Here is a 25,856-nt window from a genome sequence, read left to right as displayed (position 1 = left end):
CTCAGAAGAGCGAAGCGGTGGTCGCCACCGGTTCCGCCGCACGGTGTCCACCGGAGCCGGCAGGCGCCAGCGCCTCGGGGCTGCCCGCCTTCGCCAGCGCACCCACGCGCACGCCCAAGAGGCGCAGCGGACGCTCCAGCGGCACGCGCTTCAGGCACAGGCCGCCGGTGTGGCGGATGGTCTTCGCGTCGTCGGTGAAGCGGTTGATGGTCTGGTCGCGCGTGGCGATCCTGAAGTCGTCGTAGCGCAGCTTGATGCCGATGGTCTTGCCCACATAGCCCTTGCGCTGCAGGTCGGCGGCGAGCTGCTCGCACAGCTGCGTGAAGATCGCGCCCAGCTCGGCGCGGTCGCGCACCGCGTGCAGGTCGCGGTCGAAGGTGGTCTCGCGGCTCATCGACACGGGCTCGCTCTCGGTCACCACCGGTCGGCTGTCGCGGCCCCACGAGACTTCGTGCATCCACGCGCCCGTGGCCTTGCCGAAGTTGGCGATAAGCCAGTCGCGGTCGCGCGCCGCGAGCTGGCCCACGGTCTCGATGCCGAAGCGCTTGAGCTTCTCGTCGGCCTTGGGGCCGATGCCGTTCACCTTGCGGCAGGGCAGGGGCCAGATGAGCTTCTCGAGGTCGTCTTCGTAGACGACCGAGATGCCGTTGGGCTTGTTGAACTCGCTCGCCATCTTGGCGATGAGCTTGTTGGGCGCCACGCCGATGGAGCAGGTGAGGCCGGTGGCGTCGAGGATGGCCTTCTGCAGCAGCCGCGCCAGCGAGCGCCCGCCCTCGCGCTGCCCGCCGGGCACGTCGGTGAAGTCGATGTACACCTCGTCCACGCCGCGGTCTTCCATGAGCGGCGCGACCTCCAGGATGATCTTCTTGAAGGCGCGCGAATAGCGCCGGTATTCGTCGAAGTCCACCGGCAGGATGATGGCGTGCGGACACAGCTTGGCCGCCTTCATGAGCCCCATCGCCGAGCCCACGCCGAACTGGCGCGCGGGGTAGGTGGCGGTGGTGATCACGCCGCGGCCGGTGTAGTCCTTCAGCAGCGGGAACGAATCGACCGGAATGTCGGCCAGCGTGCCGCCTTCGGGCAGGTTGCGGATGGCTTCGTCCACGCGACGGCGGCCGCCGCCGATCACCACCGGCAGGCCCTTGAGCTGCGGATAGCGCAGCAGCTCGACCGACGCGTAGAAGGCGTCCATGTCGAGGTGCGCGATGCGGCGGATCGGCGGTGTCGTCGGGGTCTGGGAGCTCACGGAAACAATTGTCTCGCGGTCGGGCGCCGCGTGCCTGCCTGGGGGCGATCGGGTCAGCGCGTTTCCACCGTCACCAGCAGGGGCGAGTCGAACATCGCCACGGGGGAGATCACAGGCTCGTCCATCGGCACCTTGTCGCCGTAGCGCTCGCGCATCTTGGCGCGAACCGCCGGGTCGGTGAGGTTGAATTCGCGGATCTTCTGCAGCTCGCCGATGCGTACACCCAGCGCGCGCTGGTAGAGCTTCCACACGAGTTCGGAGCAGTAGATGCGCTTGTCCGACCACTCGAAGGTCAGGTCGTAGGGGCGGCCCTCGAAGTCGGATGTGCCCGCGCGCAGCTTTGCAATCGCGCCGGGCGTCAGCAGCGTGTCGGCGTTGCGCAGCCGCTTCACCACGTAACGGCCGCCGTTGCCGCGCGCCGTCCACTGTGCGAGCGGCGTGTAGCGCACCGTCGACACCGCCTCGAACACGTAGGGCTTGCCATCGCGCATCAGCACGACGCCCATGTGGCTGTAGCGCGAGCCGGTGGCGCGCTGCACCGCGATGCTTTGCGCCGAGCGCGAGGTGTGGAAGATGATGTCGCCGTCCTTCAGCGCGGCCGCGGCATGGGCGGCCCCGGCCAGCAGAAAGGAGAGTGCCAGCGCGAGGGCTGCAGGTAGCCTGAAGGTCATGAACGCGGATTGTGGGGCACGCTGCGCGGCCAGCTATCTCTCCTCTGGAGGCAAGGCACTGTCACTCGTGTCGGGTGGCTCCATCTCGCCTATCAGGCATTCCGCCGCCTCGTGGTTTATCTGTTCGGCGGGCGCGGGCGGGTCGTACGGTTCCACGGAGTCCACAGGGGGAGGGATGTCTGCCGGAGGCGTCATGCGGGGAAATCGTCTCCCCCGAACCTGACTGGCACCTGCGGGACGGCGGGTCATTGCTTGCGTGCCGCAGCGTGCCGGTGCCATCATGCGCGCCATGCAAACGGTCGCCTCCATCCTCTGGCGCAGGCTCGACGTCCCGGGCCACGATGCCTGCCGCCTCGAACGCAATGCCTCGGCCTGGCAACTCGACGGAGCCGCCGTGTTCCGCCTGGAAGACGGCCGCACCGGCCAGCTGCACTATCGCGTGCGCTGCGACTTGCTATGGCACACCCAGTGGGGCACGGTGCGCGGCTGGCTCGGCGATTCGGCGGTCGACCTGTCGATCGCCCGTGACGCGCGCGGCCACTGGAAGCTCAACGACGAGCCCGTGCCCGACCTGTCGCACTGCATCGACCTCGACCTGGGCTTCACGCCCGCCACCAATCTGCTGCAGCTGCGTCGCCTCGGGCTTTCGAAAGGCGAGGGCGCCGATGCACCCGCCGCATGGGTCGACATCGACGGCGGTGGGGTGCTCAGCGAGCTGATGCAGCGCTACGAACGGCGCAGCGACACCGAATACGCCTACGAGGCGAAGCGCTTCGACTATGCGCAGACGCTGCGCGTGACGGAAGACAGCTTCGTGCTCGATTACCCGCGGCTTTGGGTCGCCGAGAAGTAGCCGCTCAGTCGAACTGCGAGCGGTCGCCCGAGACCAGTTCGCGGTTGCGCCGCCGGTCGAGCGCGATCTCGTGCGCGAAGGCTTCGGTGCCTCCACCGGCCGGCAGGTTGTAGGCTGCGCGCAGCCGCGAGCGCACCGTGTCGCTTTCGAGCACCCGGTTGATCTCGGCATTGAGCATCTGCACCACCGCCGCTGGCGTGCGTGCCGGCGCGAAGATGCCGAAGAGCGAATCGCGGTTCGCCTTCTCGAAACCGAGTTCCGCAAGAGTGGGCACGGCAGGCAGCGCCTCGATGCGCGCCGGCGCGCCTACTGCCAGCGCCTGGAAGCGCCCGCCTTCGATGTATTGCAACTGCTGCGCCGCGACATTGGTCGACAGCACTTCGAACTGCCCGCTCAGCGCATCGTTGAGCTGCGGACCGCCGCCCTGGTAGGGGATGTGCGTGATGTCGGTGCGGCTCTGCACGCGCACCTGCGCCAGCACCAGGTGACCGATGGTCGCCACGCCCGATGTCGCCCAGCGCACCGCGCCCGGCTGCCTGCGCGCCTGCGCGATCAGCTCGCCGAAGCCCAGGCCCGTGAAAGCCGGCGTGCCCACCACCAGCACCGGCGTGCGCATGACGCTGGCCACGGGCACGAAGGCGCGCATCGGGTCGTAGGGAACGCGCGCCAGCAGCGGGTGCAGCGTGAGCGGACTGATGGCCGAGAAGGCCAGCGTGCAGCCGTCGGGCGTGGCGCGCGAGAGTGCGTCCATGCCGAGGCTGCCGCCCGCGCCGGGGCGGTTTTCGATGAGCACCGGCACGCCGAGCGAACGCGCGAGCGGTTCTGCCAGCACGCGCGCCATGCCGTCGCTCACGCCACCGGGCGGATAGACCACGATCAGGCGCACCGGCTTGTTCGGCCACTGCGCCGGCGCGGCGTGCAGCACGCGTGGCAGCGCGCAGGCGGCCGCGAGCAGCGTGCCCGAGCCCTGCAGCAGGCGGCGGCGAAGCCGGTTCATGAGCCCGGGTTCTCCAGCGCCAGCCGGCGCAGGAGCGCGGCGAAATTCTGCGCGGGCAGGTTGTCTTCCTCGGCGCGCGACACCAGCGTGAGCGGCGCGTCGAGCTGGCCGCCGTCGGCCAGCCGCGCGTAGGCGATGGCGTGTGCGTGCACGCCATGCATCGAGGCCGGCACCACCGAGAGGCCGACACCCGCGGCCACGAGATTGAGGTTGGTCATCATCCGATCGACTTCGGCCACCACGCGCGGGCGCAGTCCCTTGGCGTGGCACAGCGTGAGCAGGTCGGCATAGAGGCCGGGCGCGCCCGGGCGCCGCACGAGGATGATGCCTTCCTCGCAGAGCTTCGCGAGCGGCAGCGGGCGCGAGTCCTTGTCGCGGCCGAGGGCAAGGCGGTGGTCGCTGGGCATGGCCACCAGCACCGGCTCGCGCAGCAGCGTCTCGAACAGAAGCCCCTCGGGTCGCGCCACCGGCACGCGCAGCAGGCCGCAGTGCAGGCGGCCCGCGGCCAGCGCCTCGGTGAGCTCTGCCGCGTTGTCTTCGCGCAGCTGCAGCTCCACTTCCGGGTATTCGCGGCGGAACTCGCGCAGCGCCTCGGGCATGAAGCGGTGCGCCGCGGCCGAGCTGGTGAAGCCCACCGCGAGCGTGCCGGACTGCCCCTTGGCCACGCGCGTCATGCGCTGCTTCATGGCCTCCATGTCCTGCAGCATGCGCAGCGCCTCGGCCTGGAACAGCCGGCCCGCGTCGGTCAGCGCCACGCCGCGCGGATGGCGGCGGAACAGCAGCACGCCCAGCTCGCGTTCGAGCGCCTTGATCTGCAGGCTCAAAGGCGGCTGCTGGATGCCCAGTTGTTCGGCCGCGCGCGTCATGTGGCCGGTTTCCGCGACCGCGGCGAAGTAGCGCAGTGCCCGTATGTCCATATGTTTTTTGTATGAAAAGTGCCTTGTTATTTTATTTGACCCTAGGTCACACCGAATCTATCTTCCGGCCGCCCATTCAAGAACAAGCGGCCCAACGAGGCCGCATGCCGGAGACAAACCCATGCGCACAACGCGCCCCGCCTCGATGTTTCGTGCCGTCCGCCACGCGGTCGGCTTCTCACTGGTCTCGCTGATCCTTGTCGCCTGCGGTGGTGGCGGAGGCGGCGGCGGTGGCATCGGCTTCCTGCCGACCACACCGCCCGCCAGCAATCCTCCTGCCAGTAACCCGCCGGCGAACGATCCGCCGGACAACCCACCGCCCCCGCCGGTGCAGCCGGCCGTTTCCTGCGCTGACCTGAACGGCAGGAGCCTGCCCGCCTCGCTGATCAGCCTGCCCACGCAGGGCGCCACCGTCACCAGCGCCACGCCCGTCGCCGCGAGCGACGCCGGCAATACGCTCGGCGACTACTGCCGCGTGCGCGGCACCATCCAGCCGGTCGACCCCAGCTCGCAGTCCATCAACTTCGCGGTGAACCTCCCCGAGAAGTGGAACCAGAAGACCATCCACTTCGGCGGCGGCGGCTTCGACGGCGTGCTCATCGACGGCACCGAGGTCATCCGCTTCGGCCCCGCCGGCAAGCCCGCGCCGCTCGCGCTGGGCTACGCCACCTACGGCGACGACTCGGGCCACCAGTCGGGCAGCATCACCGACGGCAAGTTCGCGGCCAACGACGAGCAGCTCGCCAACTACGGCGGCCTCTCGCTCAAGAAGACGCGCGACGTGGCGCAGGCGCTGGTGCTCGCGCGCTACGGCGTGGCGCCCAAGCACGCCTACTTCCTGGGCACCTCCACGGGCGGGCGCGATGCGTTGAGCTACATCCAGCGCTGGCCGCTCGACTACGACGGCGTGATCGCCAACGAGCCCGCGCTCAACTACACCGGCACGCGGCTGTCGAACGTGGCCGTGGGCCGCGCGCTGTATTACAACAACGGCACCGCCGGCTGGATGGACCTGAGCGAGACGCTGATGGTGCAGAAGGCCGCGATGCAGGCCTGCGACAAGCTCGACGGCGCGGCCGACAGCATCGTGAGCAACGTCGAGAGCTGCCGCCTGCTCAACACGCAGATCCTGGCCTCGCTGCGCTGCCCCGGCGGCACGAAGACGGCCAAGACCTGCCTGTCGGACGCGCAGATCGCCACCGTGAACGCCATCGAGTCGCCGCTCGATTTCACGACCTATTCGCTGGCCAACGGCGTGAAGCGCGCGGGCGGCTACAACCTGCTCGAAGGCGCGCTGGTGGCGGGCCCCTTCACCACGCGCGACCTAGGCACGCGCAACGTGCCGGCCAATCCCGCCACGTCGGCCGACGCCAACATGTACGTCACCGGCGACCAGTGGGTGAAGTTCTTCGTCACGCGCGACGCCAACTTCAACACGCTCACCTTCGATCCGCTGGATCCGGGCAGCTATGCCGCGCGGGTGACCGAGGTGTCGAGCCTCACCGACGCGACCAACCCGAACCTCGCGCCCTTCTTCGCGCACGGCGGCCGGCTCATCATGCTGCACGGCCTGGCCGACGAGGTGATCAGCCCGAACTCGACCATCGACTACTACAAGCAGCTCATCGCCACGCTGGGCCAGGCCTCGGTCGACCGGAACGTGCGCTTCTACACCGTGCCCGGCATGGGCCACGGCACTGGCAGCTTCATTCCCAACTGGGATTCGCTGGCCGCGCTCGAAGGCTGGGTCGAGGGCGGCCTCGCGCCGGCCACCGGCGTGGCGGTGGACGCCGTGGCCGGCACCTATGGCCGCACGCGCCCGCTGTGCCTGTTCCCGGCGTGGCCCAAGTACCGCGGCAGCGGCAGCCTGGACGCAGCCGTCAACTACAGCTGCGTCACCGAGGTCGGCGACCCGCTGGTCTGCCCGAACCTGCCCGCGGCCGTCACCAGCTACAAGGGCGGCAACAGCTTCGGCGAAGAACTGCGCGTGCAGATCGACCCGGCCACCATGGCCTACACCGTGACCATCGACGCCAGCCTGCAGCGCACGGCCGGCACGGTGCGCACCGGCACGCTGGTGTCGGAAGGCAACTGCAGCTACGGCAGCGGCGAGAGCGGGGCGGTGTTCAGCTTCGGCGCCGGCGGGGTGCTGTCGGGCGGCGTGAATGCGCCGAGCGGCGGTGGCTTCGCGCCCCTGCTGGCGTTCCAGAACACCTTCCAGAACTCGGCGACGCCGACGGTGTTCAACCCGGTGGCGAACATCTTCAACGCGGTTGGCGTGCAGCAGGGCACGGGCGGTACTGCAGCGCAGGCGTTGGCGGTGCGGCTGCGCAATGCCGGCACCTTCCAGTACTGCCGCGATCCGGCCAACGGCTTCATGATCTACGACGCCACCTGCACGCAGACCGAGAAGGGCTACATCACCTACAACGGCACGCGCGGCGCCTTCGACCTGTTCACGACCTCGCCCACCGGCGGCGCCGTGACCACCGGCGGCACGCTCACCGGCTCGATGGTGATCGGCCTCGTCAGCGGTACGGCGGTGCCCATGCACCTGGTGCGCGAGTCGGCCGCCAACGCAGGCATGCGCTTCTTCGGCCTGCAGCAGAGCCTGGTCTCCGGCACGGCCGACGGCAGCTATGCGCTGCTCAGCGTCAAGGGCGAGAACCACGATGCCACGGTGGCCGGCAGCGGCCTTAACCTCGGCGGCGCGGCCGCGGGGCTGAGCTACGACACGCCGGTGCTCGGCGTGGCACAGGCCGATGCCGGCCGGGCGGGCAATTTCATCTTCAACAGCGGCGTCCTCGCATTCGTCTCCACCGACGCGGCGAAGGCGGCGCTCGAACTCGGAGTACGTCATTGAAAAAACGACTGTCCAGCCTTGCGGCTTCCATGGCCTTCGCGCTGATCGGCGCGGCACCGACCCTGCCCGCGCATGCGGCGCCCTCCGGGCCCAAGGCGGCCGCCTGCCCGGCGCCGGTGCCAGAGTCGGCGCGCTGCTACACCGGTGAGGACGGCGCGGGCTCCTTCTACTGGATCGCCATCCCGAAGGACTGGGCGAAGAACGCCGGCCGCGTGCTGGTGCTGCACGCCCACGGCGGCCCCGAGACCGGACCGCCCAAGCTGGAGCGAAGCGAGGAAGACCTGAAGCGCTGGGCAGTCACCGTGAAGGCCGGCTACGCATGGGCCGCCTCCACCTACCGGCGCGGAGGCTACGGCGTGACCATGGCGGCGGAAGACACCGAGCGCCTGCGCCGGATCTTCGTGCGCCATTTCGGCCAGCCGCACCGCACGCTGCTGCACGGGCAGAGCTACGGCGCGGGCGTGGCGGCTAAGGCGGCGGAACTCTATGCACCGGCCGGCGGTACGAAGAGCCCCTACGACGGCCTGCTGCTCACCAGCGGCGTGCTCGGTGGCGGCAACAGCGCCTACGACTTCCGGCTCGACCTGCGCGTGGTGTACCAGTACGTCTGCCGCAACCATCCGCGCCCCGACGAGCCGCAGTACCCGCTGTGGATGGGCCTTCCTCTTGACACCAAGCTCACGCGCGCCGATCTCGCCGCGCGCGTGAAGGAGTGCACCGGCGTGGGCCTGCCGGCCGCGCAGCGCACGCCCGAGCAGGCAGCGCGGCTGAAGACCATCCTCTCGGTCGTGAAGATCCAGGAGCGCTCGCTGCTGGGCCATCTCACTTGGGCGACATGGCTCTTCCAGGACCTGGTGCAGAAGGGGCTCGAGGGCCGCAACCCCTTCGGCAACATCGGCGTGGTCTACAGCGGCTCGGCCGACGACGCAGCGCTCAATGCCGGCGTGCTGCGCTACGCGGCCGATCCGCAGGCCAAGGGCGCGCTGGCGGCCGACAGCCAGCCGACCGGTCGCACCGCGCTGCCCACCGTGGGCCTGCACGCCATCGACGACCCGACGGCCTTCGTCGAACTGGAGAACTCCTACCGCCGCATCCGCGACGCCGCGGGCACCGGCAACCTGCTGGTGCAGAGCTTCAGCAGCGAACGCGAGCACAGCTACCTGAGCGATTCGGAATACCCCGCGCTCTTCGCCGCGCTGCTCGACTGGATCGACAAGGGCGAGAAGCCCACGCCCGACGGCCTCGCGCAGCGCTGCAAGGCGCTGATGCCGCGCTACGACACCGACGGCAAGAACGGCTGCCACATCCAGCCCGCATGGCAGCCGCCCGCGCTCGAGAGCCGCGTGCCGTCGCGCGCGCCCTGAATCATTTTTCAATCCAACGTCACGGAGACTCCATGAAGAAACTGTTCGCCCTTGCGGCGATCGCCACCGCCGCCGTCGCTGCCCACGCACAGGACTTTCCGGGCGGCAAGCCCGTCACCATCGTCGTGCCCTTCGCGGCCGGCGGCCCGACCGACCGCGTCGCGCGCGACCTCGCCGAGGCGTTGCGCAAGCCGCTCGGCGGCGCCAGCGTGATCATCGACAACGTGCCCGGCGCCGGCAGCTCCATCGGCGCAGCCAAGGTGGCGCGCGCCACGCCCGACGGCTACACGCTGCTGCTCAATCACATCGCGATGGCGACCGTGCCGAGCCTGGTGCGCAACGTGCCGTTCAAGGTCGAAAGCGACTTCGAATACCTGGGCATCGTCAACGACGTGCCGATGACGCTCATCTCCAAGCCCGGCATTCCCGCCACCAACTACAAGGAGCTGAGCACCTGGATCGCCGCCAACAAGGGCAAGATCAACATCGGCAACGCGGGCGTGGGCTCGGCCTCGCACCTGTGCGGCCTGCTGTACCAGAGCGCCACGAAGACCGAGATGACGCCCGTGCCCTACAAAGGCACCGCGCCCGCCATCACCGACCTGATCGGCGGCCAGATCGACCTGCTGTGCGACCAGACCACCAACACCACGCCGCACATCCAGGCGGGCAAGGTGAAGGCCTTCGCCGTCACCACGCCCAAGCGCCTCGCGCTGCCGATGCTCAAGGACCTGCCCACGCTCGACGAGGCGGGTCTGAAGAACTTCCAGGTCACGATCTGGCACGGCCTCTATGCGCCCAAGGGCACGCCCGCGCCGGTGCTGAAGAAGCTCAACGACGCGGTGAAGGTCGCGCTGAAGGACCCGGACTTCATCCATCGCGAGGAGCTGCTGGGCGCCGTGGTGGCGACCGACGGGCGCGTCGAACCCGCGGGCCACAAGAAGTTCGTGATCGACGAGATCGCGAAGTGGACGCCGGTGATCAAGGCAGCCGGGGTCTACGCGGACTGAGGTCGCGCCCCCGGGGCCTGCGGTCAGCGCATCGAGTGCGACCAGGCCTCGTACAGGTCCTCGCCCTCGTCGCGCACCGGCAGCGATCGCACGGGCATCTCGCGCTGCTCCAGCGGCCGCGCGATCTCCAGGTAGCCGCGTTCGGCGGAGAGGTCGTGCGGCTCGCCGTCCTCGTTGGAGTAGGCGAAGTACACCTCCTTCACGCCGGCCAGGTACATGGCCGTGAGGCACATGGGGCACGGGTAGCCGCTGGCGTACACGACGCTGCCCGACAGGTCGGTGCCGCCCTGGGCCTTGGCGGCGATGCGCACCGCCTGCATCTCGGCGTGGGCCGTGGGGTCGCACAGCGCGTCGACCTCGTTGACCGCCCGGGCCAGCACCTTGCCGTCGCGCACCAGCACGGCGCCGAAAGGCCAGGTCCTGCGTTCGCGCACGTTCCGCATGGCCAGCCGGATGGCGTCGACCATGTACTTCTCCGAGTCTTGATCGGTATGGGGCATCTGTAGAAACTCCTGCGGCGAGTCAGCTGCCGCGATAGGTTGAAAAGAACCAGGGCGCGCACAGCATCGGCACGTGGTAGTGCTGCGCCGCGTCGAAGATGGAGAAGCGCACGGGCACCACGTCCGAGAGCCCGTCGGCCGCCTTGAAGTGGTCGCCGACGTGGAAGCGCAGCTCGAAGTGGCCGGTGCGCGCGTCCTTGGCCGCGAGCATGGGCGCATCGGTGCGGCCGTCGGCGTTGGTGCGGGTGCCGTTGATGCGCGTGGGCGGGTTGGTCGCCACGTCGTAGAGCTCCACCTGCAGGCCCGCCAGGGGGCGCCCGTTGGTGATGTCGAGCACGTGCGTCGAGATGCCGGTCATGTCGTTTCCTCTTTCGTCAGTGCAATGGGCTCAGCTGCCGCGCGAGTAGGTGTAGCTCCACGGGCCGAACTGGATCGGCAGGTGGATGCGCTCGGCGACGTTGGCGACGCGGATGCGCACCGGCAGCTTCGTCAGGAACGGCGGCATGGGCAGCACGGCCTTCTTGCCGGCGAAGTAGTCGTCGACGTGCAGCAGCAGTTCGTAGTCGCCGGGCTGGTAGCTGTCGCCGATCAGCAGCGGATCGTCGGAGCGCCCATTGCCGTTCATGACGACGCTGCGCAGCTGCTTGTAGCTGCCGCCTTCCAGCCGGGAGAAGTCGATGCGCAGGCCGGTGGCTGCCGCGCCATGGAAGGTGTCCAGCGCATGCACCGTGAGCCGCGGGCTCACGCCGTGCAGCACGATGGGGCCGCTGGCCCGGGCGGGGCCGGCCGGCGCGGCGCCCGGCTGCTGTGCCAGCGCCCCGCGCGCGGTCAGCGCCGCCGCGCCGAGCGCCAGTCCCGAGAGCGCGAACTGCCTGCGCGCGGGATGGTGGGATACGACTTGATTCGCCATCTTTGCTTGTCTCCTGTCGTTGTCTGCCCTTTTCCGGGCGATGGAACGCCTGGCCGGTGCGAGGGGACACCGGTTGGCGGGAACGGGAACGGGAACGGGAACGTGTCGCGGGGAAAGAGAGCGCGCCGGAGGCCTCAGCCGTCCAGCAGGGCGTCGATGCGCCCTCTGGTGATGAAGCCGATCTGGTCGAGCGCGGCGCGCTGCTCGACCTCGGTGCTCGCCGCCGCGCGCGTGCGCATCGCCTCGAAGATCTGCTGCTTGGTGTTGCGGCGCACGGCGATGATGAAGGGGAAGCCGTGGCGCTCGCGGTAGGCGCGGTTCAGGTACTGCATCTCGCCCAGCTCGTCGCGGCTGAGCGCGTCGAGCCCGGCGCTGCGCTGCTCGCCGACGGACTCGGCCGTCATCGTGCCGGCCTGGGCTTCGCGGCCCGCCAGCTCCGGGTGGCCGCAGAGGAAGGCGATGCGGCGCTCCTGCGGCGCCTGCCGCACCACGTCGAGCATCGCGGCATGCAGCGCACCGGCATCGGCGAAGGGGCGGCGCGCCCACGCGGCCTGCGCGACCCAGGGGGAGTTCTCGAAGGTCGGCCCGACGGCGGCGACGAAGGCGTCGCGGTCCATCTCGTTGAGCGCAGCCAGGTTCAGGCGGGTGGTGGTGAGGGTCATCGGTCGTTCTTTTCTTCGGTGGCGATGCCGGCCGCTCAGCGCGCGGCGGAGGCAACGGATTGCTTGCGGTGCGAGGGCACGCAGGCCAGGATCAGCAAGGTGGCGCAGATCTCGACTGCCGCCACCACGTACAGGCCGGGCGAGAGGCTGCCGGTGGACGTCTTGATCAGGCCCAGCATCCAGGGCGCGCCGAAGCCGGCCAGGTTGGCGATGGAGTTGATCAGCGCCACGCCGCCGGCGGCCGCGGTGCCGGCCAGGAAGCGGTTGGGCATCTGCCAGAACACCGGAATGGCGCTCATGGTGCCGACGATGGCCAGGGTCAGGCCCACCAGCACCGCCAGCGCGCTGTGCCCGAGGAAGAGCGCGATGGCCAGCAGCGAAACCGCCCCCAGCGCCGCGGCAAGGCCGCAGTGCCAGCGCGATTCCTGCTGCTTGTCGGAGTGGAAGCCGTTCCAGATCATGCCGGCCGCGCCGCACAGGTAGGCCGCGGCCATGATCCAGCCCACCGTCACAGGGCTGGCGAAGCCCACTTCCTTGACCAGCGTCGGGCCGTAGAAGGTCAGCGAGGAGTTGGCCGCGATGATGCAGAAGAAGATCAGGATCAGCAGCCAGATGCGCCCGCTCCTGAGCGAGGCCAGCATGCTGTGCTCGCGCTGGCCCAGCGAGCGGCCGTCGCGCTCGAGGTCTTCGTGCACCAGCTGGCGCTCGCGTGCCGTGAGCCAGTTGGCCTGCTCGGGCTTGTCGGTCAGGTAGAAGTAGGTGACGAAGCCGGCGATGACCGATGGAATGCCCTCCAGCAGCAGCACCCACTGCCATCCCGACCAGCCGTTCACGCCGTGCATGCCGGTCATGATGGTGCCGGCCAGCGGCCCGCCGATCACGCCCGCGAAGGCCGAGGCCGACATGAACATGCCGAAGGCCTTGGCGCGCCGGTCGTTGGGGAACCAGTAGGTCAGGTACAGGATGATGCCGGGGTAGAAGCCGGCCTCGAACACGCCCAGCAGGAAGCGCAGGAAATAGAACATGTCCGGCGTCTTCACGAACATCGTGGCGATGGAGGTCAGGCCCCAGCCGATGGTGATGCGCATGATGGTCTTCTTGGCCCCGATGCGCTGCAGCAGCAGGTTGCTCGGCACCTCGAAGAAGAAGTAGCCCAGGAAGAAGATGCCCGCGCCCAGGCCGTACATCGCCTCGCTCCACTTGAGCTCGTCGAGCATGGTGAGCTTGATGAAGCCGATGTTGACCCGGTCGATCCAGGCCAGCACCCACAGCAGCATCAGGAAGGGAATGAGCCGCCAGATGATCTTGCGGTAGACCCCGTCCAGCTCGGACGGGGTGGAGGAAGGCCGGACCGATGCGGCCGCTGTGGTTGATGTCATGCTTGTCTCCAGGTCCTTGGTGTGGGGCGCTGCGGTCCGGACCGGCAAAAGGAGCGCCGCCTGCGTGGGCACTGTAGGCACAATGGTCCGGCCGCGCGCACGGCGCGCGGAATGTGCGGCATAAACCAGAGCGATAGGTCGCGCCCCGCAACGGCGCGCCATCCGGTCGAACCCCTAGACACATGACCAGAAGCCAGGACCTTGTCGACATCCACCTGCTGCGCGTGCTGGCGGTGCTGGTGGCCGAGCGCAGCGTCTCGCGCGCGGCGGTGCGCATGAACCAGACGCAGCCGGCCGTCAGCGCGGCCCTGCGGCGCCTGCGCGACGCCTTCGGCGATCCGATCCTGGTGCGCGAGCGCGGCGGCATGGTGCCCACCGCCCGGGCGCTGCAGCTGCGCGACAGCGCGCGCGAAGTGCTCGGCGAGATCGACCGCATGCTGGCCGGCCCCGAGCGCTTCGTGCCCGCCTCCAGCACCACGACGTTCACCATCGCCACGCCGGACTACCTGGCGGCCAGCTTCATGGCCGAGGTGGTGGCGCGCTTCCGCGCCGAGGCGCCGCAGGCGCGCCTGCTGGTCCACCCGCTGACGCCCGGCTACGACTACGAGCGCGCGCTGGCGCAGGGAGAGCTCGACATCGTGATCGGCAACTGGCCGCTGCCGCCCGAGCGCATGCACCTGTCGCTGCTGATCGAGGACGAGCTGGTGTGCATGATGAGCCCGCGCAACCCGCTGGCCGCACCTGACGCCATGACGCTGCCGCGCTACCTCGCGGCCGTGCACGTGGCGCCCACGCCGTTCGCCAAGTCGCACCGCGCGGTGGTCGACAGCCATCTGGCCGGCCTGAGGCAGACCCGCGACGCGCGCGTCTTCGTGCCCTACTACGCGATGGCGCCCTACCTGGTGGCCGACAGCGACCTCGTGTTCACCACCGCGCGCCACTTCGCCGAGCAGTTCACGCGCAGCCTTCCGGTGGTGTGCGTGGCGGCCCCGGAGGGGTTTCCGCGCATGCGCTTCTACCAGCTGTGGCACGAACGCTCGCAGCACCAGGGCGCCCATCGCTGGCTGCGCGGCCTGCTCTCGACGGTGGGTGGCCACCTGGCGCAGGCGGCGCCGGGATCGGCGATCGGGCCGCCTGCCGACGAGGATGGATAGCGGGCCTCATCCGGACAACGGATCCCCGATGCGCGGATACCAGCAACAACCCAGGTGAACCTCATGAACCAGATGAACCATCCTGAAGATGCACCCCGGGCGTTCCAGGCCGCCTGGAACAGCCACGACATGAAGGCGCTCGCGGCGCTGTTCCACGGCAACGCGAGCTTCGTGAACCGGTTCGGACACTACGTGCGCGGTGTCGACGAGATCGTCGGCCTGCATGCGCCCATCCACGCAACCATCTACAGCGACTCCACGCTGGACAACGAGTTGATCGATGTGACCGCGATCGGCGACGACGCGGCCATCGTGCACTTCTGGAGTCGCCTCACGACCGGTCCGGCGCATCCGGCGGGCCCGCATGCCGTCGACACGCTGATCCTCGCCGTGCTGACGCGGGAGGCCGGCGAGTGGCGGATCAAGGCGCTCGAGAACGTCACGCTGACGAATCCCCGCACCGGGGAAACCGTGCTCAGGGACGACGGCAAGGCGGCCTGAACGAGCGGCCGCCCGCGGCATCACGTAGCGAAGCGCCTCCGGTACTCCACGAGGCTGACCCCCAGTCGACGGGCGAACGCACGCCTGAAGCCGTCCACGTTCGCATAGCCGACCGCATCGGCCAGCCGCTTGGCCGGCACGTCGGATTCCTCGGCCAGCCTGCGGGCGGCGTCGATCCTTGCGTTCTCGACGAACTCCGCGGGTGTCGTGCCTGTTTCGTCGCGGAAGATCCGCGCGAAGCTTCTCTCGCTCATGCCCGCGCGTGCGGCCAGGGCGGGCACCGACAGGTCGTCCTTCAGGTTCGCGAGCACATGATCCTGCACCGTGCGCACGCCGGAGCGCTCGGAAGTCTGCGCCGCGAGGTGCGCGCTGAACTGGCTCTGGCCTCCGGGGCGCTTGAGGAACATCACCAGCTGGCGTGCCACGCGCAGCGCGAGTTCGCGGCCGTGGTCTTCCTCCACCATCGCGAGGGCAAGGTCCATGCCGGCGGTTACCCCTGCCGAGGTGAACAGGTTGCCGTCCTTCACGTAGATGGCGTCCGCCTCCACGCGTGTGCGCGGGTATGCCGCCGCGAGGCCGGCGGCGGTGTTCCAGTGGGTCGCGACCCTCTTGCCGTCGAGGAGTCCGGAGGCCGCCAGCACGAAGGCGCCGGAGCACACCGAGCCGTAGCGCCGCACGGTGCCGGCCTGGCGCCGGAGCCAGTCCTGCAGTTGGGTGTCGCTTTCCATGTCCTCGATGCGGGGGCTGCCCGCGACCAGCAGGGTGTCGATGGCGCCGCAATGCGTTGCCACCGTGGCGTCGACGGCCAGCTTCAGGCCGCCGCTGCTCTTGAGAACGCCGGCCTTGGTGCCGATCACCTGCACCTGGTAGGCGCGCGGCTTCCCGAGCTGGTGCGCTGCTTCGACGAAAACGTCGGCAGGCCCGGCAACGTCGAGCAGCTGGAAACGGGGAAATGCGAGGATGGCGATGCGCATGGCAGACAAGGTCCGGGGATTGGCTGAAAACGCCGTGAACCGAGGAAGGCGACGGCGGGAGTCTGGCGGAAAATACCAACTAACGCAAATTCAGCCAAAGGTGCCAGCCATGCAAAGCCAGTCACTGAACCCTTCCTCATCGGTCGTTCCTCCGCGTGCGGAAGCCTCCGTGCGCAACCTTCCGGTCAACCTGTTCGCCTCGGTGATGGGCCTGTCGGGCCTCGCCCTCGCATGGCGGCTCGTGCACGAAAGCCTGGGTGTGCCGGCCTTCGTCGGCGAGGCCGTCGGGGCGTTCGCGCTGTTCGCCTTCGTGCTCATCTCGGCGGGCTACCTGATGAAGCTCGTAAGGCACCGGCAGGCGGTGCAGGCGGAGTTCAATCACCCGGTGGCGGGCAACTTCTTCGGCACCATCGCGATCTCGGTCCTGCTGCTGTCGGTCGTCATCGCACCCTACAACGCGCCCGTCGCGCACTTCGGCTGGACCGTGGGCCTCGTCGCGACCTTCGCGCTGAGCTTCATCGTGCTGTCGCGGCTGCTGAAGGGGCAGGTGGATGCGTCGCTTGCCGTGCCGGCCTGGATCATCCCCGGCGTGGCCACGCTCGACATCCCCGTCACCGGCGCGCACATGCCGATGGCGTGGGCCGGCGAAATCAACCTGGCCGCAAGCGCGGTCGGCGCGGTGCTGGCGCTCGTGCTCTTCACGATGATCATCGGCCGGCTCGTGCACCGCGATCCGCTCGCGCCCGCCATGGAGCCTTCGCTGATGATCCTGGTGGCGCCTTTCGCGGTGGGCTTCCTGGCGTACACCAACGTCGTCGGCGAAATCGATCGCTTCGCCGCGATGCTCTTCTACTTCGGGCTCTTCATCTTCGCGGTGGTGGCTCCGAAGGTGTTCCGCAGGGGAGCGACGTTCTCGCCGAACTGGTGGGCGATCGGCTTCCCGATGGCCGCGCTCGCCAACGCGGCGCTGAAGTACGCGGAGCTGCGCGCGAGCGTCGCGCTCTGGGTTGTTGCGCTGGTGCTGCTGGCCGCGCTGAACGTGGCGCTGGCCGTTCTCACGGTGAAGACCGTGCGGATCGCGCTCAACGGGAAGCTGTTCGCTTGAGCCTGGGGTTCAGGCTGCGAGGGCAAGCGCGGCCACCCAGCCGGCCGCATGGAGACCCAGCCCGAAGACAGCGTGCGTGACCAGGCTGTGCAGCCGCGCGACCATGGGCCGCGGCGTGCGGCTTGCCGCGATGCCTGCGCCCATGCCCGGCTGCATCACCAGGAAGGGCGCCGCCACGCTGCCGATGCCGACGATCATGGCCGGGCCCAGCGTGGGGTGGCTGGCCCACGCCGGTCCCCAGCCTGCGAGCAGCACGGCCGCGAAGGTAACGCCGATGCCGTAGTGCGCTACCCACCCGATAAGTCGCTCGCTTCGCACGGGTGGTGACGCAGCGATGGGGTTGTGGCGAAAGCGGCCGCGCGGCAGATAGGCGAGCCAGCGGCCCACCAGTGCGTAGTCGAGCGAGGGAACGCCGAGCAGTCGTTTGCGGGCAATGGCCCACAGATCCATCACCGCCGTCGCGCCTATGCCGGTCAGCAGCACGCTGGCGAGGAGCTTCGCCGCTTCAGTCATTCCGGTTCTTCCCCGGCGCGTGTGCGGCGACCATCCAGCAGGCTGCGGTCAGACGGACCTCGTTGCCGTGCACGAATGGCTCGAAGGCGGCGCGGACCGTGCCGATGACCCGTTCGCGCGTGCGCTCGTCCACCTGCCGCAGCGCCAGGCCGACCGGGCCGAGCCGGCTCAGGTAGCCGACGAGATCTTTCTCCGGCAGGGTGCAGGGCAGGTCGACGGGCCGGATGTCGATGCCGCGCCAGCCGCTTTCCTCGAGGATGGCTTCCACACGATGCCTGTCCGCAAAGCCGAACTGGCCCGGCGCGTTCGGCTGTCGAGGCGGAAGGTCCGGCAGCAGCGGAGCGGCAGCGCGCTCGGCGGTGGTCATGAAGGGGTTCTCGGCGGCGCCGCGCCAGGCGATGAAGTGCAGTGCGGCACCGTCCTTCGCGGCATGCCGCAGGTTGGAGAAGGCGTGCACCGGGTCGTCGAAGAACATCACTCCGAGGCGCGAGACGATGCCGTCGAAGCTCGCAGGCTCGAAGGCATGCGTCTGGGCATCGGCGCAGACGAAGCGTGCCGCCGCGCCTTCGCGCACGGCGCGGCCTTGGGCGGCGGCAATCATCGGCTCCGAGATGTCGATGCCGACGCAATCCGTGCCGGCGCCCAGTGCCCGCGCGATGGCCAGCGTGGTGCCGCCAGTGCCGCAACCCACGTCGAGCACACGGCTTGCTGGCGGGCTGCCGGCGGATGCCGCGTCGACGAGCAGCTTCTCCAAGGGCCGGAACAGCTGGTCGAGCGTTGCCTGTGCCTCGACCCAGGCGTTTCCGGCCGGGCCGTTCCAGAGCCTGGCCTGTTCGTCGCCGGCCTGTTGCGTGCTTCTTTCCATGATGGTTTCCTCTTGCTTGCCTTCACGAGGCGGAAACCGCACTATGCAAATTCAAGTCGGCTTGAGGTCAAGAGGATGAAGCAACTGGATATTGCAGAGGTGGCGCAGCGCTCGGGCGTGCCCGCCTCGACGCTGCGCTACTACGACGAAAAGGGGCTGATCGCCTCCATCGGGCGGCATGGCCTGCGCCGCATGTTCGACGCCAACGTGCTGGAGCGCCTTGCGCTCATCGCGCTGGGGCGCGCCGCCGGCTTTTCGCTGGACGAGATCGCGCGCATGTTCGGGCCCAACGGGCAGCCGCGCATCGATCGGCTGATGCTCACGGCCAAGGCGGACGAGCTCGACCGCACGATCCGCAACCTGAGCGCGATGCGCGACGGCCTGCGGCATGCGGCCGTCTGCCGGGCGCCCAGCCACATGGAATGCCCGACCTTCCGGCGCATTCTTGGCGCTGCGGCATCGGGTGCCATCGGCGGGCGGAAAAAGAAGGAGAAGACGCCGAAGCCGCCCGTCAGCTAGGCGTTCGCCAGCAGCGACAGGTCGCGCGCCGCCTGCAGCATCAGCTCGCGTGCGCGGTCCAGCGACGGAATCGCATGGCGGTCGATGCGCCGGATGTACGGCGTGGTGAGCACCGCCAGCGCATGCCCGTGCGGGCCGAGGATGGGGCAGGAGATGTCGATCACGCCGAAGTACTGCAGGCTCTCGCGCTGCCGGTAGCCCGTGGCGCGCACGGCTTCGAGCATGTGCTCCAGCTCGTCGGGCGGAATCTGCACCTCGCCGTCGAGCGCGACGTGCTCGGCCACCATCTGCCGGCGCCGCTCGTCCGACTCGCAGGCCAGCAGCACCTGGCCCGAGCCGGTGTCGAGCAGGTTCACGCGCGTGCCGGGCCGCACCGTCATGCCGCAGGTGGCGGGGCTGCTGACCTGCGCCACGATCTGCACGTTGCCCCGGTCGTACACGCCCAGGTGGCACGACTGCTCGGCCTCCTTCACGTAGCGGTCCATCACCGGCAGCGCCTGCGTCACCAGCCGGTGGTTCGGTGGATAGCGGTGCGCCAGGTCGAACATCTTCAGGCTCAGGCTGTAGCGGTCGCCCGCCAGCGAGCGCAGCACGTACTGGCGGGCCACCAGCCGTTCGAGCATGCGGTAGATCTCGCTCGGGCCTCGGTCCAGCGCCTTCACGATCTCGCCGCGCGTCAGGCCCTCGGGCTGGTCGGCGAGCAGTTCGAGGATGTCCAGGCCCTTGTCCAGCGCCGGTGCGCGGTAGCGATCCTGCTGCTCCTGGTCTTCGGCGGGCTTGCCGAGGATGTCGGATTGAATAGATTTGTTCACTGATGAATTTCAGCAGCAAGCCAGGCTTTTTGCAAGTTTCGTTCTACGGGTAAGCACCCATGAGGCAGCCTTGACGTCGAAAATTCGTATGTAAATACTCTGTTCATAAATGGACTAGAGAGGCAAGGCGTTCGGCAGCACCCGGCTGCCCGCGACCCGACATGATCCAGCGCATCGACTCGCATCAGCATTTCTGGCGGCCCGCGCGCGGCGACTACACGTGGTTGCGCGCCGACGTGCCCGCGCTGGCCCCATTGCTACGCGACTTCATGCCCGAAGACCTCGCACCGCTGCTGCGCGCCCACGGCGTAAGCCGGACGGTGCTGGTGCAGGCCGCCGAGTCCAGGGCCGAGACCGACTTCCTGCTCGGCATCGCCAGCGATCACGAAGAAGTCGGCGGCGTGGTCGGCTGGGTCGACCTGAGCCGGCCGGGCGCCGCCGCCTCGCTGGAGCGGATGGCCCGGAATCCGAAGTTCAAGGGCGTGCGGCCGATGCTGCAGGACCTGCCCGACGACGACTGGATCGCGCGCCGCCCGCGCCCCGACGCGATGCGCACCCTGCTGCGCCTCGGCCTGCGCTTCGACGCTCTGGTGAAGCCCCGGCACCTGCCGCAGCTGATGAGCTTCCTTGCGCAATGGCCGCAACTGCCGGTGGTGATCGACCACGCGGCCAAGCCGCCGGTCGGCGCGCACGACGGCGAAGATTTCGCCCGCTGGCGCCGCGACATCGCTGCGGTGGCCGCGTTGCCGCAGGTGTGCTGCAAGTTCTCGGGACTGTGGACCGAGGCGCCGTCCTCGATGCAGCGCGATGCGGATGTCGTCACCCACGCGGTGCGCCCCGTGTGGGAACACCTGCTCGAGGTGTTCGGCCCCGGCCGCCTGATGTGGGGCAGCGACTGGCCCGTGCTCACGCTTGCCGGCGACTACGCAGGCTGGATCGCGGTGAGCGAGGCCTGCATCGGGAGCCTCTCGCCGGACGAGCAGGCCAGCGTATGGCAAGGCACCGCGCGGCGCTTCTACGACCTGAAAGCGGACTGAGCGAGCACCTCATGCAACCCATCGTCACCATCCGCGACCTGAGCAAGTCCTTCGCCGGCGTGCGCGCGCTCGACAGGGCGCAGTTCGATCTGCTGCCCGGCGAGGTGCATGCGCTCATGGGCGAGAACGGCGCGGGCAAGTCCACGCTGATGAAGGTGCTGGCGGGCGTGTACCGCAAGGACTCGGGAGAGGTGCTGCTCGACGGCCGGCCCGTGGACATCGAGAGCCCGCGCGCCGCGCAGGCGCTGGGCATCGGAATCATCCATCAGGAGCTCAACCTGATGAACCACCTGAGCGCCGCGCAGAACATCTTCATCGGCCGCGAGCCGCGCGGTCGCTTCGGCCTCTTCATCGACGAGGAGGCCATGTGCCTGGAGGCGCAACGCATCTTCGAGCGCATGAACCTGAAGCTCGATCCGCGCACGCCGGTGGGCGAACTCACGGTGGCCAGGCAGCAGATGGTGGAGATCGCCAAGGCGCTGTCGTTCGACTCGCGCGTGCTCATCATGGACGAGCCCACCGCCGCGCTGAACAACGAGGAGGTGGCCGACCTGTTCCGCATCATCGCGCGGCTGAAGTCGCGCGGCGTGGCCATCGTCTACATCTCGCACAAGATGGACGAGTTGAAGCGCATCGCCGACCGCGTGACCGTGATGCGCGACGGCCAGTACATCGCCACCGTGCCGATGGCGGCGACGCCGATGGACACGCTCATCGCCATGATGGTGGGCCGACAGCTCGCAGATGTGGAGCATGAGATGCCCGACACCTCCGGCAACGAGATCGTGCTCGAGGCCAGGGGCATCCGCCGCGGCTCGATGGTGCGCGATGCGAGCTTCGTGCTGCGCCGCGGCGAGATCCTCGGCTTCGCGGGCCTCATGGGCGCGGGCCGCACCGAACTGGCGCGCGCGGTGTTCGGTGCCGACCGCATCGACGCGGGCGAAGTCTTCGTGCATGGCAAGAAGGTGTCGATCCGCTCGCCCGAAGACGCGGTGGCCCACGGCATCGGCTACCTGTCGGAAGACCGGAAGCATTTCGGACTGGCCACCGGCATGGACGTGGAAACCAACATCGCGCTGCCGAGCATGAAGAAGTTCCTGTCGATGGGCCTGTTCATCGACCAGGCCGCCATCGAGTCGGCCGGCGAGCGCTACGTGAGGCAGCTCGGCATCAAGACGCCTTCGGTGCGCCAGCAGGTGCGGCTGCTGTCGGGCGGCAACCAGCAGAAGATCGTCATCGCCAAGTGGCTGCTGCGCGACTGCAGCGTGCTCTTCTTCGACGAGCCCACGCGCGGCATCGACGTGGGCGCCAAGGCCGAGATCTATCGCCTGCTCAACGAACTGGCCGCTCAGGGCAAGGCCATCGTCATCATTTCCTCGGAACTGCCCGAGGTACTGCGCATGAGCCACCGCGTGCTCGTGATGTGCGAGGGCCGCATCACCGGCGAGCTCCCGGCGCGCGAAGCCTCGCAGGAAAAGATCATGCAGCTCGCCACCCGGCGCGAAGCTGCCACCGCCGAATGACGACTGGAGACAACCCCTTGACGACCCCCACCGCCACGACCACCGTCGCCCCCGGTTTCTCGCTGAAGACGCTGAAAGAGCGGCTCTTCCGCCCTGCCACGCGGCAGAAGCTGCTGGCCTTCGCCAGCCTCGTCGCGCTGATGGTGTTCTTCAGCTTCGCGTCGCCGCAGTTCCTGCAGGCCGACAACCTCGTGGGCATCCTGCAGTCGACGGCGGTGAACGGCGTGCTCGCCATCGCCTGCACCTTCGTCATCATCACCTCGGGCATCGACCTGTCGGTGGGCACGCTGATGACCTTCTGCGCCGTCATGACCGGCGTGGTGCTCACCTACATGGGCATGCCGCTATGGCTGGGCATCTGCGCGGCGATCTTCTTCGGGGCGTTGAGCGGCTTCGTCTCGGGCGTGCTGATCGCCAAGCTCAAGATCCCGCCCTTCATCGCGACGCTGGGCATGATGATGCTGCTCAAGGGCCTGTCGCTGGTGATCTCGGACACCAAGCCGATCTACTTCAACGACACGCCGGGCTTCACCGCCATCTCGCAGGACTCGCTGATCGGCGACATCGTGCCGTCGCTGCCGATTCCCAATGCCGTGCTGATCCTGTTCCTGGTGGCGGTGGCCGCGAGCATCGTGCTCAACCGGACCATCCTCGGGCGCTATACCTTCGCGCTCGGCAGCAACGAGGAGGCGGTGCGCCTGTCGGGCGTGAACACCGACTTCTGGAAGATCGTGGTCTACACGGTGAGCGGCGGCATCTGCGGCATCGCGGGGCTGCTGATCGCCTCGCGCCTGAACTCGGCGCAGCCGGCGCTGGGGCAGGGCTACGAGCTCGACGCCATCGCGGCCGTGGTCATCGGCGGCACCTCGCTCAGCGGCGGCACCGGCACCATCGTGGGCACCATCATCGGCGCCTTCATCATGAGCGTGCTCACCAACGGCCTGCGCATTCTCTCGGTCGCGCAGGAATGGCAGACGGTGGTCACGGGCGTGATCATCATCCTGGCCGTGTACGCCGACATCCTGCGCCGCCGCAGCGGCAGCAAGGCGCACTGAGTTCCCCACGTTCCCGATCCGTTCGTTTCATACAACCACAGGAGACTTCGAATGATCCAGAGAAGAGCAGTCGTCGCGTGCACGGTGGGTGCGGCCCTTGTCAGCTTGACGGGCCTGCCGGGCCTGGCACAGGCACAGCAGGCGCAGGAAATCTACATACCGCTGGTGTCCAAGGGCTTCCAGCACCAGTTCTGGCAGGCGGTGAAGTCGGGCGCCGAGCAGGCCGGCAAGGACCTGAAGGTCAAGGTGAGTTTCGAAGGCCCCGAGACCGAGGCCATGGTCGACAAGCAGATCGACATGCTCTCGGCCGCGCTCGCCAAGAAGCCGCAGGCCATCGGCTTCGCCGCGCTCGACAGCCAGGCCGCGATTCCGCTGCTGAAGAAGGCGCAGGCCGCGAAGATCCCCGTGGTGGCTTTCGACTCGGGCGTGGACAGCGACATCCCGGCGACCACGACCACCACCGACAACAAGGCCGCCGCCGCGCTGGCCGCCGACAAGATGGCCGAGCTGATCGGCAAGAGCGGCGAAGTCGCGCTGGTGGTGCACGACCAGACCAGCCGTACTGGCGTCGACAGGCGCGACGGTTTCGTCAATCGCATCAAGTCGACCTACCCGAACATCAAGATCGTGAGCGTGCAGTACGGCGGCGGCGACCAGCTGAAGTCGACAGAGATCACCAAGTCGATATTGCAGGCATCGCCCAACCTCAAGGGCATCTTCGGCGCCAACGAGGGTTCGGCCATCGGCGTGGTCAACGGCGTGAAGGAGATGAAGCGCACCGGCAAGGTCGTGGTCATCGGCTACGACTCGGGCAAGCAGCAGAAGAACGCGATCATGGACGGCAGCATGGCCGGCGCCATCACGCAGAACCCGGTGGGCATGGGCTACAAGACCGTCGAGATGGCGGTGAAGGCCGTCAAGGGCGAGAAGCTGCCGAAGATCGTCGACACCGGATTCTTCTGGTACGACAAGACCAACATCGCGGACCCGAAGATCGCCGCGGTGCTTTATGACTGACCCCCAGGCTTCGCGCACTTCGTGTCGCTTCGCCAACCCCCTTCCAGGGGGCAACACCAGCGGCCCGGCAAAGCCGGTTCCGCGGTGTTCCCCGAAGGAGCCTCCTTTCTCCCCTCGGCAGCTGTCATGACCATCGTCCGCTCCATGCGCGTGCTCGACGTGCGCTTTCCCACCTCGCAGCATCTGGACGGCTCGGATGCGATGAACCCCGATCCGGACTACTCGGCGGCGTACGTCGTGCTCGAGACCGATCAGCCGGGGCTGGAAGGCCATGGCCTCACGTTCACCATCGGCCGGGGCAACGAGATCTGCTGCGCGGCCATCGAGGCGATGCGGCACCTGGTCGTGGGGCTCGACCTGGCATGGGTGGCCGAGGACATGGGGCGCTTCTGGCGGCACGTGACCTCCGACAGCCAGTTGCGCTGGATCGGCCCCGACAAGGGCGCGATCCATCTCGCCACCGGCGCGGTGGTCAATGCGATGTGGGACCTGTGGGCCAAGTCCGAAGGCAAGCCCGTGTGGCAGCTGGTGGCCGACATGTCGCCCGAGGAGCTGGTGCGCTGCATCGACTTCCGCTACATCACAGACTGCATCGCGCCCGATGAGGCGCTGGCGCTGCTGCGCGAAGTCTCCAAGGGAAAGGACGAGCGCATCGCCACGCTGAAGGCCGAGGGCTACCCCTGCTACACGACCTCGGCGGGCTGGCTGGGTTACTCCGACGACAAGCTGCGGCGCCTCGCGCAGGAGGCGATCGACGCGGGCTTCAATCACATCAAGCTCAAGGTGGGGCGCGACCTGCAGGACGACATCCGCCGCCTGACCGTGGCGCGCGAGGTGCTCGGGCCCGACCGCCACCTGATGATCGACGCCAACCAGGTGTGGGAGGTGGGGCAGGCCGTCGACTGGGTGCGGCAGCTCGCCTTTGCCAAGCCGTGGTTCATCGAGGAGCCCACCAGCCCCGACGACGTGGAAGGCCATCGCAGGATCCGCGAGGGCATTTCGCCGGTGAAGGTGGCCACGGGCGAGATGTGCCAGAACCGGATCATGTTCAAGCAGTTCATCATGCGCGGCGGCATCGACGTGGTGCAGATCGATGCCTGCCGGCTCGGCGGCGTGAACGAGATCCTGGCGGTGATGCTGATGGCCGCGAAATACAAGCTGCCCGTGTGTCCTCATGCCGGAGGCGTGGGGCTGTGCGAGTACGTGCAGCACCTCTCGATGATCGACTACCTCTGCATCTCGGGCACGCGCGAGGGCCGCGTGGTCGAGTACGTCGACCATCTGCATGAGCATTTCGTCGAGCCCTGCGAGATTCGCAACGCGGCCTACATGCCGCCGAAGGGCGCGGGCTTCTCGATCACGATGAAGCCGGAGTCGCTGGAGCAGTACCGCTTTCGTGGATAAGGAAA

The 25,856-nt window shown here is 68.5% G+C and carries 26 protein-coding genes; 13 read left to right on the top strand and 13 right to left on the bottom strand.

Annotated features, from left to right (window positions below):
* Position 1: 1 nt before the first annotated feature.
* Together dinB and EJO71_RS05875 are read right to left on the bottom strand one after the other, a co-directional pair.
* Entirely contained in the window at positions 2–1,246 is a 1,245-nt protein-coding gene (gene dinB / locus EJO71_RS05880) for a DNA polymerase IV (protein WP_125947697.1), read from the bottom strand.
* A gap of 53 nt (positions 1,247–1,299) precedes the next feature.
* A complete protein-coding gene (locus EJO71_RS05875) occupies positions 1,300–1,917 on the bottom strand; it encodes a YiiX family permuted papain-like enzyme (RefSeq protein ID WP_125947698.1) in 618 nt (205 codons plus the stop codon).
* A 280-nt stretch (positions 1,918–2,197) separates the two neighbouring features.
* Here EJO71_RS05875 and EJO71_RS05870 point away from each other — a divergent pair, with 280 nt between their 5' ends.
* Positions 2,198–2,770 (top strand): putative glycolipid-binding domain-containing protein, encoded by a 573-nt coding sequence (locus EJO71_RS05870; RefSeq protein WP_240651847.1) that lies wholly within the window; start codon positions 2,198–2,200, stop codon positions 2,768–2,770.
* A gap of 4 nt (positions 2,771–2,774) precedes the next feature.
* Here EJO71_RS05870 and EJO71_RS05865 read toward each other — a convergent pair whose 3' ends face one another.
* The gene (locus EJO71_RS05865) at positions 2,775–3,767 is read right to left on the bottom strand and encodes a tripartite tricarboxylate transporter substrate binding protein (RefSeq protein WP_125947700.1); all 993 of its coding nucleotides are present in this window, start codon (positions 3,765–3,767) and stop codon (positions 2,775–2,777) included.
* The gene (locus tag EJO71_RS05860) at positions 3,764–4,684 is read right to left on the bottom strand and encodes a LysR substrate-binding domain-containing protein (RefSeq protein WP_125947701.1); all 921 of its coding nucleotides are present in this window, start codon (positions 4,682–4,684) and stop codon (positions 3,764–3,766) included. The genes EJO71_RS05865 and EJO71_RS05860 overlap by 4 nt, the downstream gene beginning before the upstream one ends.
* Before the next feature lie 121 nt (positions 4,685–4,805).
* On the opposite strand from EJO71_RS05860, the gene EJO71_RS05855 reads away from it, so the two are divergent.
* From EJO71_RS05855 to EJO71_RS05845, 3 genes are read left to right on the top strand one after another with little or no spacing between them, the layout of a single operon-like run.
* Entirely contained in the window at positions 4,806–7,547 is a 2,742-nt protein-coding gene (locus tag EJO71_RS05855; RefSeq protein WP_125947702.1) for a tannase/feruloyl esterase family alpha/beta hydrolase, read from the top strand.
* Positions 7,544–8,911 carry a hypothetical protein gene (locus tag EJO71_RS05850; protein WP_125947703.1) on the top strand — a complete coding sequence of 456 codons (1,368 nt, stop codon included), beginning with the start codon at positions 7,544–7,546 and terminating at the stop codon, positions 8,909–8,911. Before EJO71_RS05855 ends, EJO71_RS05850 begins: the two co-directional genes overlap by 4 nt.
* 32 nt (positions 8,912–8,943) lie before the next feature.
* Positions 8,944–9,921 (top strand): tripartite tricarboxylate transporter substrate-binding protein, encoded by a 978-nt coding sequence (locus EJO71_RS05845; RefSeq protein ID WP_125947704.1) that lies wholly within the window; start codon positions 8,944–8,946, stop codon positions 9,919–9,921.
* Positions 9,922–9,944: 23 nt separating this feature from the next.
* Here EJO71_RS05845 and EJO71_RS05840 read toward each other — a convergent pair whose 3' ends face one another.
* From EJO71_RS05840 to EJO71_RS05820, 5 genes are all read right to left on the bottom strand, one after another.
* Positions 9,945–10,421 carry a nucleoside deaminase gene (locus EJO71_RS05840; RefSeq protein WP_125947705.1) on the bottom strand — a complete coding sequence of 159 codons (477 nt, stop codon included), beginning with the start codon at positions 10,419–10,421 and terminating at the stop codon, positions 9,945–9,947.
* A gap of 22 nt (positions 10,422–10,443) precedes the next feature.
* Positions 10,444–10,779, bottom strand: coding sequence for a hydroxyisourate hydrolase (gene uraH, locus EJO71_RS05835; RefSeq protein WP_093205314.1), 336 nt, complete (start codon positions 10,777–10,779; stop codon positions 10,444–10,446).
* A 30-nt stretch (positions 10,780–10,809) separates the two neighbouring features.
* Positions 10,810–11,331 (bottom strand): hydroxyisourate hydrolase, encoded by a 522-nt coding sequence (locus EJO71_RS05830; protein WP_125947706.1) that lies wholly within the window; start codon positions 11,329–11,331, stop codon positions 10,810–10,812.
* Positions 11,332–11,465: 134 nt separating this feature from the next.
* Positions 11,466–11,993, bottom strand: a complete 528-nt coding sequence (gene uraD, locus EJO71_RS05825) for a 2-oxo-4-hydroxy-4-carboxy-5-ureidoimidazoline decarboxylase (RefSeq protein ID WP_125947707.1) — start codon at positions 11,991–11,993, stop codon at positions 11,466–11,468.
* A gap of 35 nt (positions 11,994–12,028) precedes the next feature.
* Complete coding sequence (locus EJO71_RS05820) at positions 12,029–13,372, bottom strand: MFS transporter (RefSeq protein WP_125947708.1); 1,344 nt, start codon at positions 13,370–13,372, stop codon at positions 12,029–12,031.
* Positions 13,373–13,554: 182 nt separating this feature from the next.
* On the opposite strand from EJO71_RS05820, the gene EJO71_RS05815 reads away from it, so the two are divergent.
* Entirely contained in the window at positions 13,555–14,526 is a 972-nt protein-coding gene (locus EJO71_RS05815; protein WP_125947709.1) for a LysR substrate-binding domain-containing protein, read from the top strand.
* Positions 14,527–14,589: 63 nt separating this feature from the next.
* Positions 14,590–15,027, top strand: a complete 438-nt coding sequence (locus tag EJO71_RS05810) for an SgcJ/EcaC family oxidoreductase (protein ID WP_125947710.1) — start codon at positions 14,590–14,592, stop codon at positions 15,025–15,027.
* A 20-nt stretch (positions 15,028–15,047) separates the two neighbouring features.
* Here the strand turns inward: EJO71_RS05810 and EJO71_RS05805 are convergent, their stop codons facing one another.
* Positions 15,048–16,001: a GlxA family transcriptional regulator gene (locus EJO71_RS05805; protein ID WP_125947711.1), complete on the bottom strand. Its 954-nt coding sequence runs from the start codon at positions 15,999–16,001 to the stop codon at positions 15,048–15,050.
* A 109-nt stretch (positions 16,002–16,110) separates the two neighbouring features.
* On the opposite strand from EJO71_RS05805, the gene EJO71_RS05800 reads away from it, so the two are divergent.
* The gene (locus EJO71_RS05800) at positions 16,111–17,106 is read left to right on the top strand and encodes an SLAC1 anion channel family protein (RefSeq protein ID WP_125947712.1); all 996 of its coding nucleotides are present in this window, start codon (positions 16,111–16,113) and stop codon (positions 17,104–17,106) included.
* A gap of 9 nt (positions 17,107–17,115) precedes the next feature.
* Here the strand turns inward: EJO71_RS05800 and EJO71_RS05795 are convergent, their stop codons facing one another.
* Entirely contained in the window at positions 17,116–17,619 is a 504-nt protein-coding gene (locus tag EJO71_RS05795; protein WP_125947713.1) for a DUF2938 domain-containing protein, read from the bottom strand.
* Positions 17,612–18,484 carry a class I SAM-dependent methyltransferase gene (locus EJO71_RS05790; RefSeq protein ID WP_125947714.1) on the bottom strand — a complete coding sequence of 291 codons (873 nt, stop codon included), beginning with the start codon at positions 18,482–18,484 and terminating at the stop codon, positions 17,612–17,614. Before EJO71_RS05790 ends, EJO71_RS05795 begins: the two co-directional genes overlap by 8 nt.
* A 75-nt stretch (positions 18,485–18,559) precedes the next feature.
* Between EJO71_RS05790 and EJO71_RS05785 the strand changes: the two genes are divergently transcribed.
* Positions 18,560–19,003, top strand: a complete 444-nt coding sequence (locus EJO71_RS05785; protein WP_125947715.1) for a helix-turn-helix domain-containing protein — start codon at positions 18,560–18,562, stop codon at positions 19,001–19,003.
* Here EJO71_RS05785 and EJO71_RS05780 read toward each other — a convergent pair.
* Positions 19,000–19,815, bottom strand: coding sequence for an IclR family transcriptional regulator (locus tag EJO71_RS05780; protein ID WP_240651291.1), 816 nt, complete (start codon positions 19,813–19,815; stop codon positions 19,000–19,002). The two genes, EJO71_RS05785 and EJO71_RS05780, sit on opposite strands and share 4 nt — an antisense overlap.
* A 161-nt stretch (positions 19,816–19,976) precedes the next feature.
* On the opposite strand from EJO71_RS05780, the gene EJO71_RS05775 reads away from it, so the two are divergent.
* From EJO71_RS05775 to EJO71_RS05755, 5 genes are all read left to right on the top strand, one after another.
* The gene (locus EJO71_RS05775) at positions 19,977–20,852 is read left to right on the top strand and encodes an amidohydrolase family protein (protein ID WP_125947716.1); all 876 of its coding nucleotides are present in this window, start codon (positions 19,977–19,979) and stop codon (positions 20,850–20,852) included.
* An 11-nt stretch (positions 20,853–20,863) separates the two neighbouring features.
* The gene (locus EJO71_RS05770) at positions 20,864–22,375 is read left to right on the top strand and encodes a sugar ABC transporter ATP-binding protein (RefSeq protein ID WP_125947717.1); all 1,512 of its coding nucleotides are present in this window, start codon (positions 20,864–20,866) and stop codon (positions 22,373–22,375) included.
* Positions 22,376–22,392: 17 nt separating this feature from the next.
* Positions 22,393–23,430 (top strand): ABC transporter permease, encoded by a 1,038-nt coding sequence (locus EJO71_RS05765; RefSeq protein ID WP_125947718.1) that lies wholly within the window; start codon positions 22,393–22,395, stop codon positions 23,428–23,430.
* Between the two features lie 51 nt (positions 23,431–23,481).
* Positions 23,482–24,447 carry an ABC transporter substrate-binding protein gene (locus EJO71_RS05760; RefSeq protein ID WP_125947719.1) on the top strand — a complete coding sequence of 322 codons (966 nt, stop codon included), beginning with the start codon at positions 23,482–23,484 and terminating at the stop codon, positions 24,445–24,447.
* Between the two features lie 126 nt (positions 24,448–24,573).
* Entirely contained in the window at positions 24,574–25,851 is a 1,278-nt protein-coding gene (locus EJO71_RS05755) for an L-fuconate dehydratase (protein ID WP_125947720.1), read from the top strand.
* Positions 25,852–25,856 lie beyond the last annotated feature (5 nt).

It is taken from the genome of Variovorax sp. 679, assembly GCF_003952185.1.
Taxonomy (GTDB): domain Bacteria; phylum Pseudomonadota; class Gammaproteobacteria; order Burkholderiales; family Burkholderiaceae_C; genus Variovorax.
This window is presented reverse-complemented; position numbering and strand designations above follow the sequence as displayed.

Bases quoted from the DNA above. Each gene is read 5' to 3' on its own strand.
- uraH (WP_093205314.1), bottom strand. From the start codon at position 10,779: ATGACCGGCATCTCGACGCACGTGCTCGACATCACCAACGGGCGCCCC.
- EJO71_RS05865 (WP_125947700.1), bottom strand. From the start codon at position 3,767: ATGAACCGGCTTCGCCGCCGCCTGCTGCAGGGCTCGGGCACGCTGCTC.
- EJO71_RS05785 (WP_125947715.1), top strand. From the start codon at position 18,560: ATGAAGCAACTGGATATTGCAGAGGTGGCGCAGCGCTCGGGCGTGCCC.
- EJO71_RS05840 (WP_125947705.1), bottom strand. From the start codon at position 10,421: ATGCCCCATACCGATCAAGACTCGGAGAAGTACATGGTCGACGCCATC.
- EJO71_RS05755 (WP_125947720.1), top strand. From the start codon at position 24,574: ATGACCATCGTCCGCTCCATGCGCGTGCTCGACGTGCGCTTTCCCACC.
- EJO71_RS05810 (WP_125947710.1), top strand. From the start codon at position 14,590: ATGAACCAGATGAACCATCCTGAAGATGCACCCCGGGCGTTCCAGGCC.
- EJO71_RS05795 (WP_125947713.1), bottom strand. From the start codon at position 17,619: ATGACTGAAGCGGCGAAGCTCCTCGCCAGCGTGCTGCTGACCGGCATA.
- EJO71_RS05790 (WP_125947714.1), bottom strand. From the start codon at position 18,484: ATGGAAAGAAGCACGCAACAGGCCGGCGACGAACAGGCCAGGCTCTGG.
- EJO71_RS05800 (WP_125947712.1), top strand. From the start codon at position 16,111: ATGCAAAGCCAGTCACTGAACCCTTCCTCATCGGTCGTTCCTCCGCGT.
- EJO71_RS05770 (WP_125947717.1), top strand. From the start codon at position 20,864: ATGCAACCCATCGTCACCATCCGCGACCTGAGCAAGTCCTTCGCCGGC.
- EJO71_RS05860 (WP_125947701.1), bottom strand. From the start codon at position 4,684: ATGGACATACGGGCACTGCGCTACTTCGCCGCGGTCGCGGAAACCGGC.
- EJO71_RS05830 (WP_125947706.1), bottom strand. From the start codon at position 11,331: ATGGCGAATCAAGTCGTATCCCACCATCCCGCGCGCAGGCAGTTCGCG.
- EJO71_RS05875 (WP_125947698.1), bottom strand. From the start codon at position 1,917: ATGACCTTCAGGCTACCTGCAGCCCTCGCGCTGGCACTCTCCTTTCTG.
- EJO71_RS05815 (WP_125947709.1), top strand. From the start codon at position 13,555: ATGACCAGAAGCCAGGACCTTGTCGACATCCACCTGCTGCGCGTGCTG.
- EJO71_RS05820 (WP_125947708.1), bottom strand. From the start codon at position 13,372: ATGACATCAACCACAGCGGCCGCATCGGTCCGGCCTTCCTCCACCCCG.
- EJO71_RS05805 (WP_125947711.1), bottom strand. From the start codon at position 16,001: ATGCGCATCGCCATCCTCGCATTTCCCCGTTTCCAGCTGCTCGACGTT.
- EJO71_RS05870 (WP_240651847.1), top strand. From the start codon at position 2,198: ATGCGCGCCATGCAAACGGTCGCCTCCATCCTCTGGCGCAGGCTCGAC.
- EJO71_RS05855 (WP_125947702.1), top strand. From the start codon at position 4,806: ATGCGCACAACGCGCCCCGCCTCGATGTTTCGTGCCGTCCGCCACGCG.
- EJO71_RS05845 (WP_125947704.1), top strand. From the start codon at position 8,944: ATGAAGAAACTGTTCGCCCTTGCGGCGATCGCCACCGCCGCCGTCGCT.
- uraD (WP_125947707.1), bottom strand. From the start codon at position 11,993: ATGACCCTCACCACCACCCGCCTGAACCTGGCTGCGCTCAACGAGATG.
- EJO71_RS05760 (WP_125947719.1), top strand. From the start codon at position 23,482: ATGATCCAGAGAAGAGCAGTCGTCGCGTGCACGGTGGGTGCGGCCCTT.
- EJO71_RS05775 (WP_125947716.1), top strand. From the start codon at position 19,977: ATGATCCAGCGCATCGACTCGCATCAGCATTTCTGGCGGCCCGCGCGC.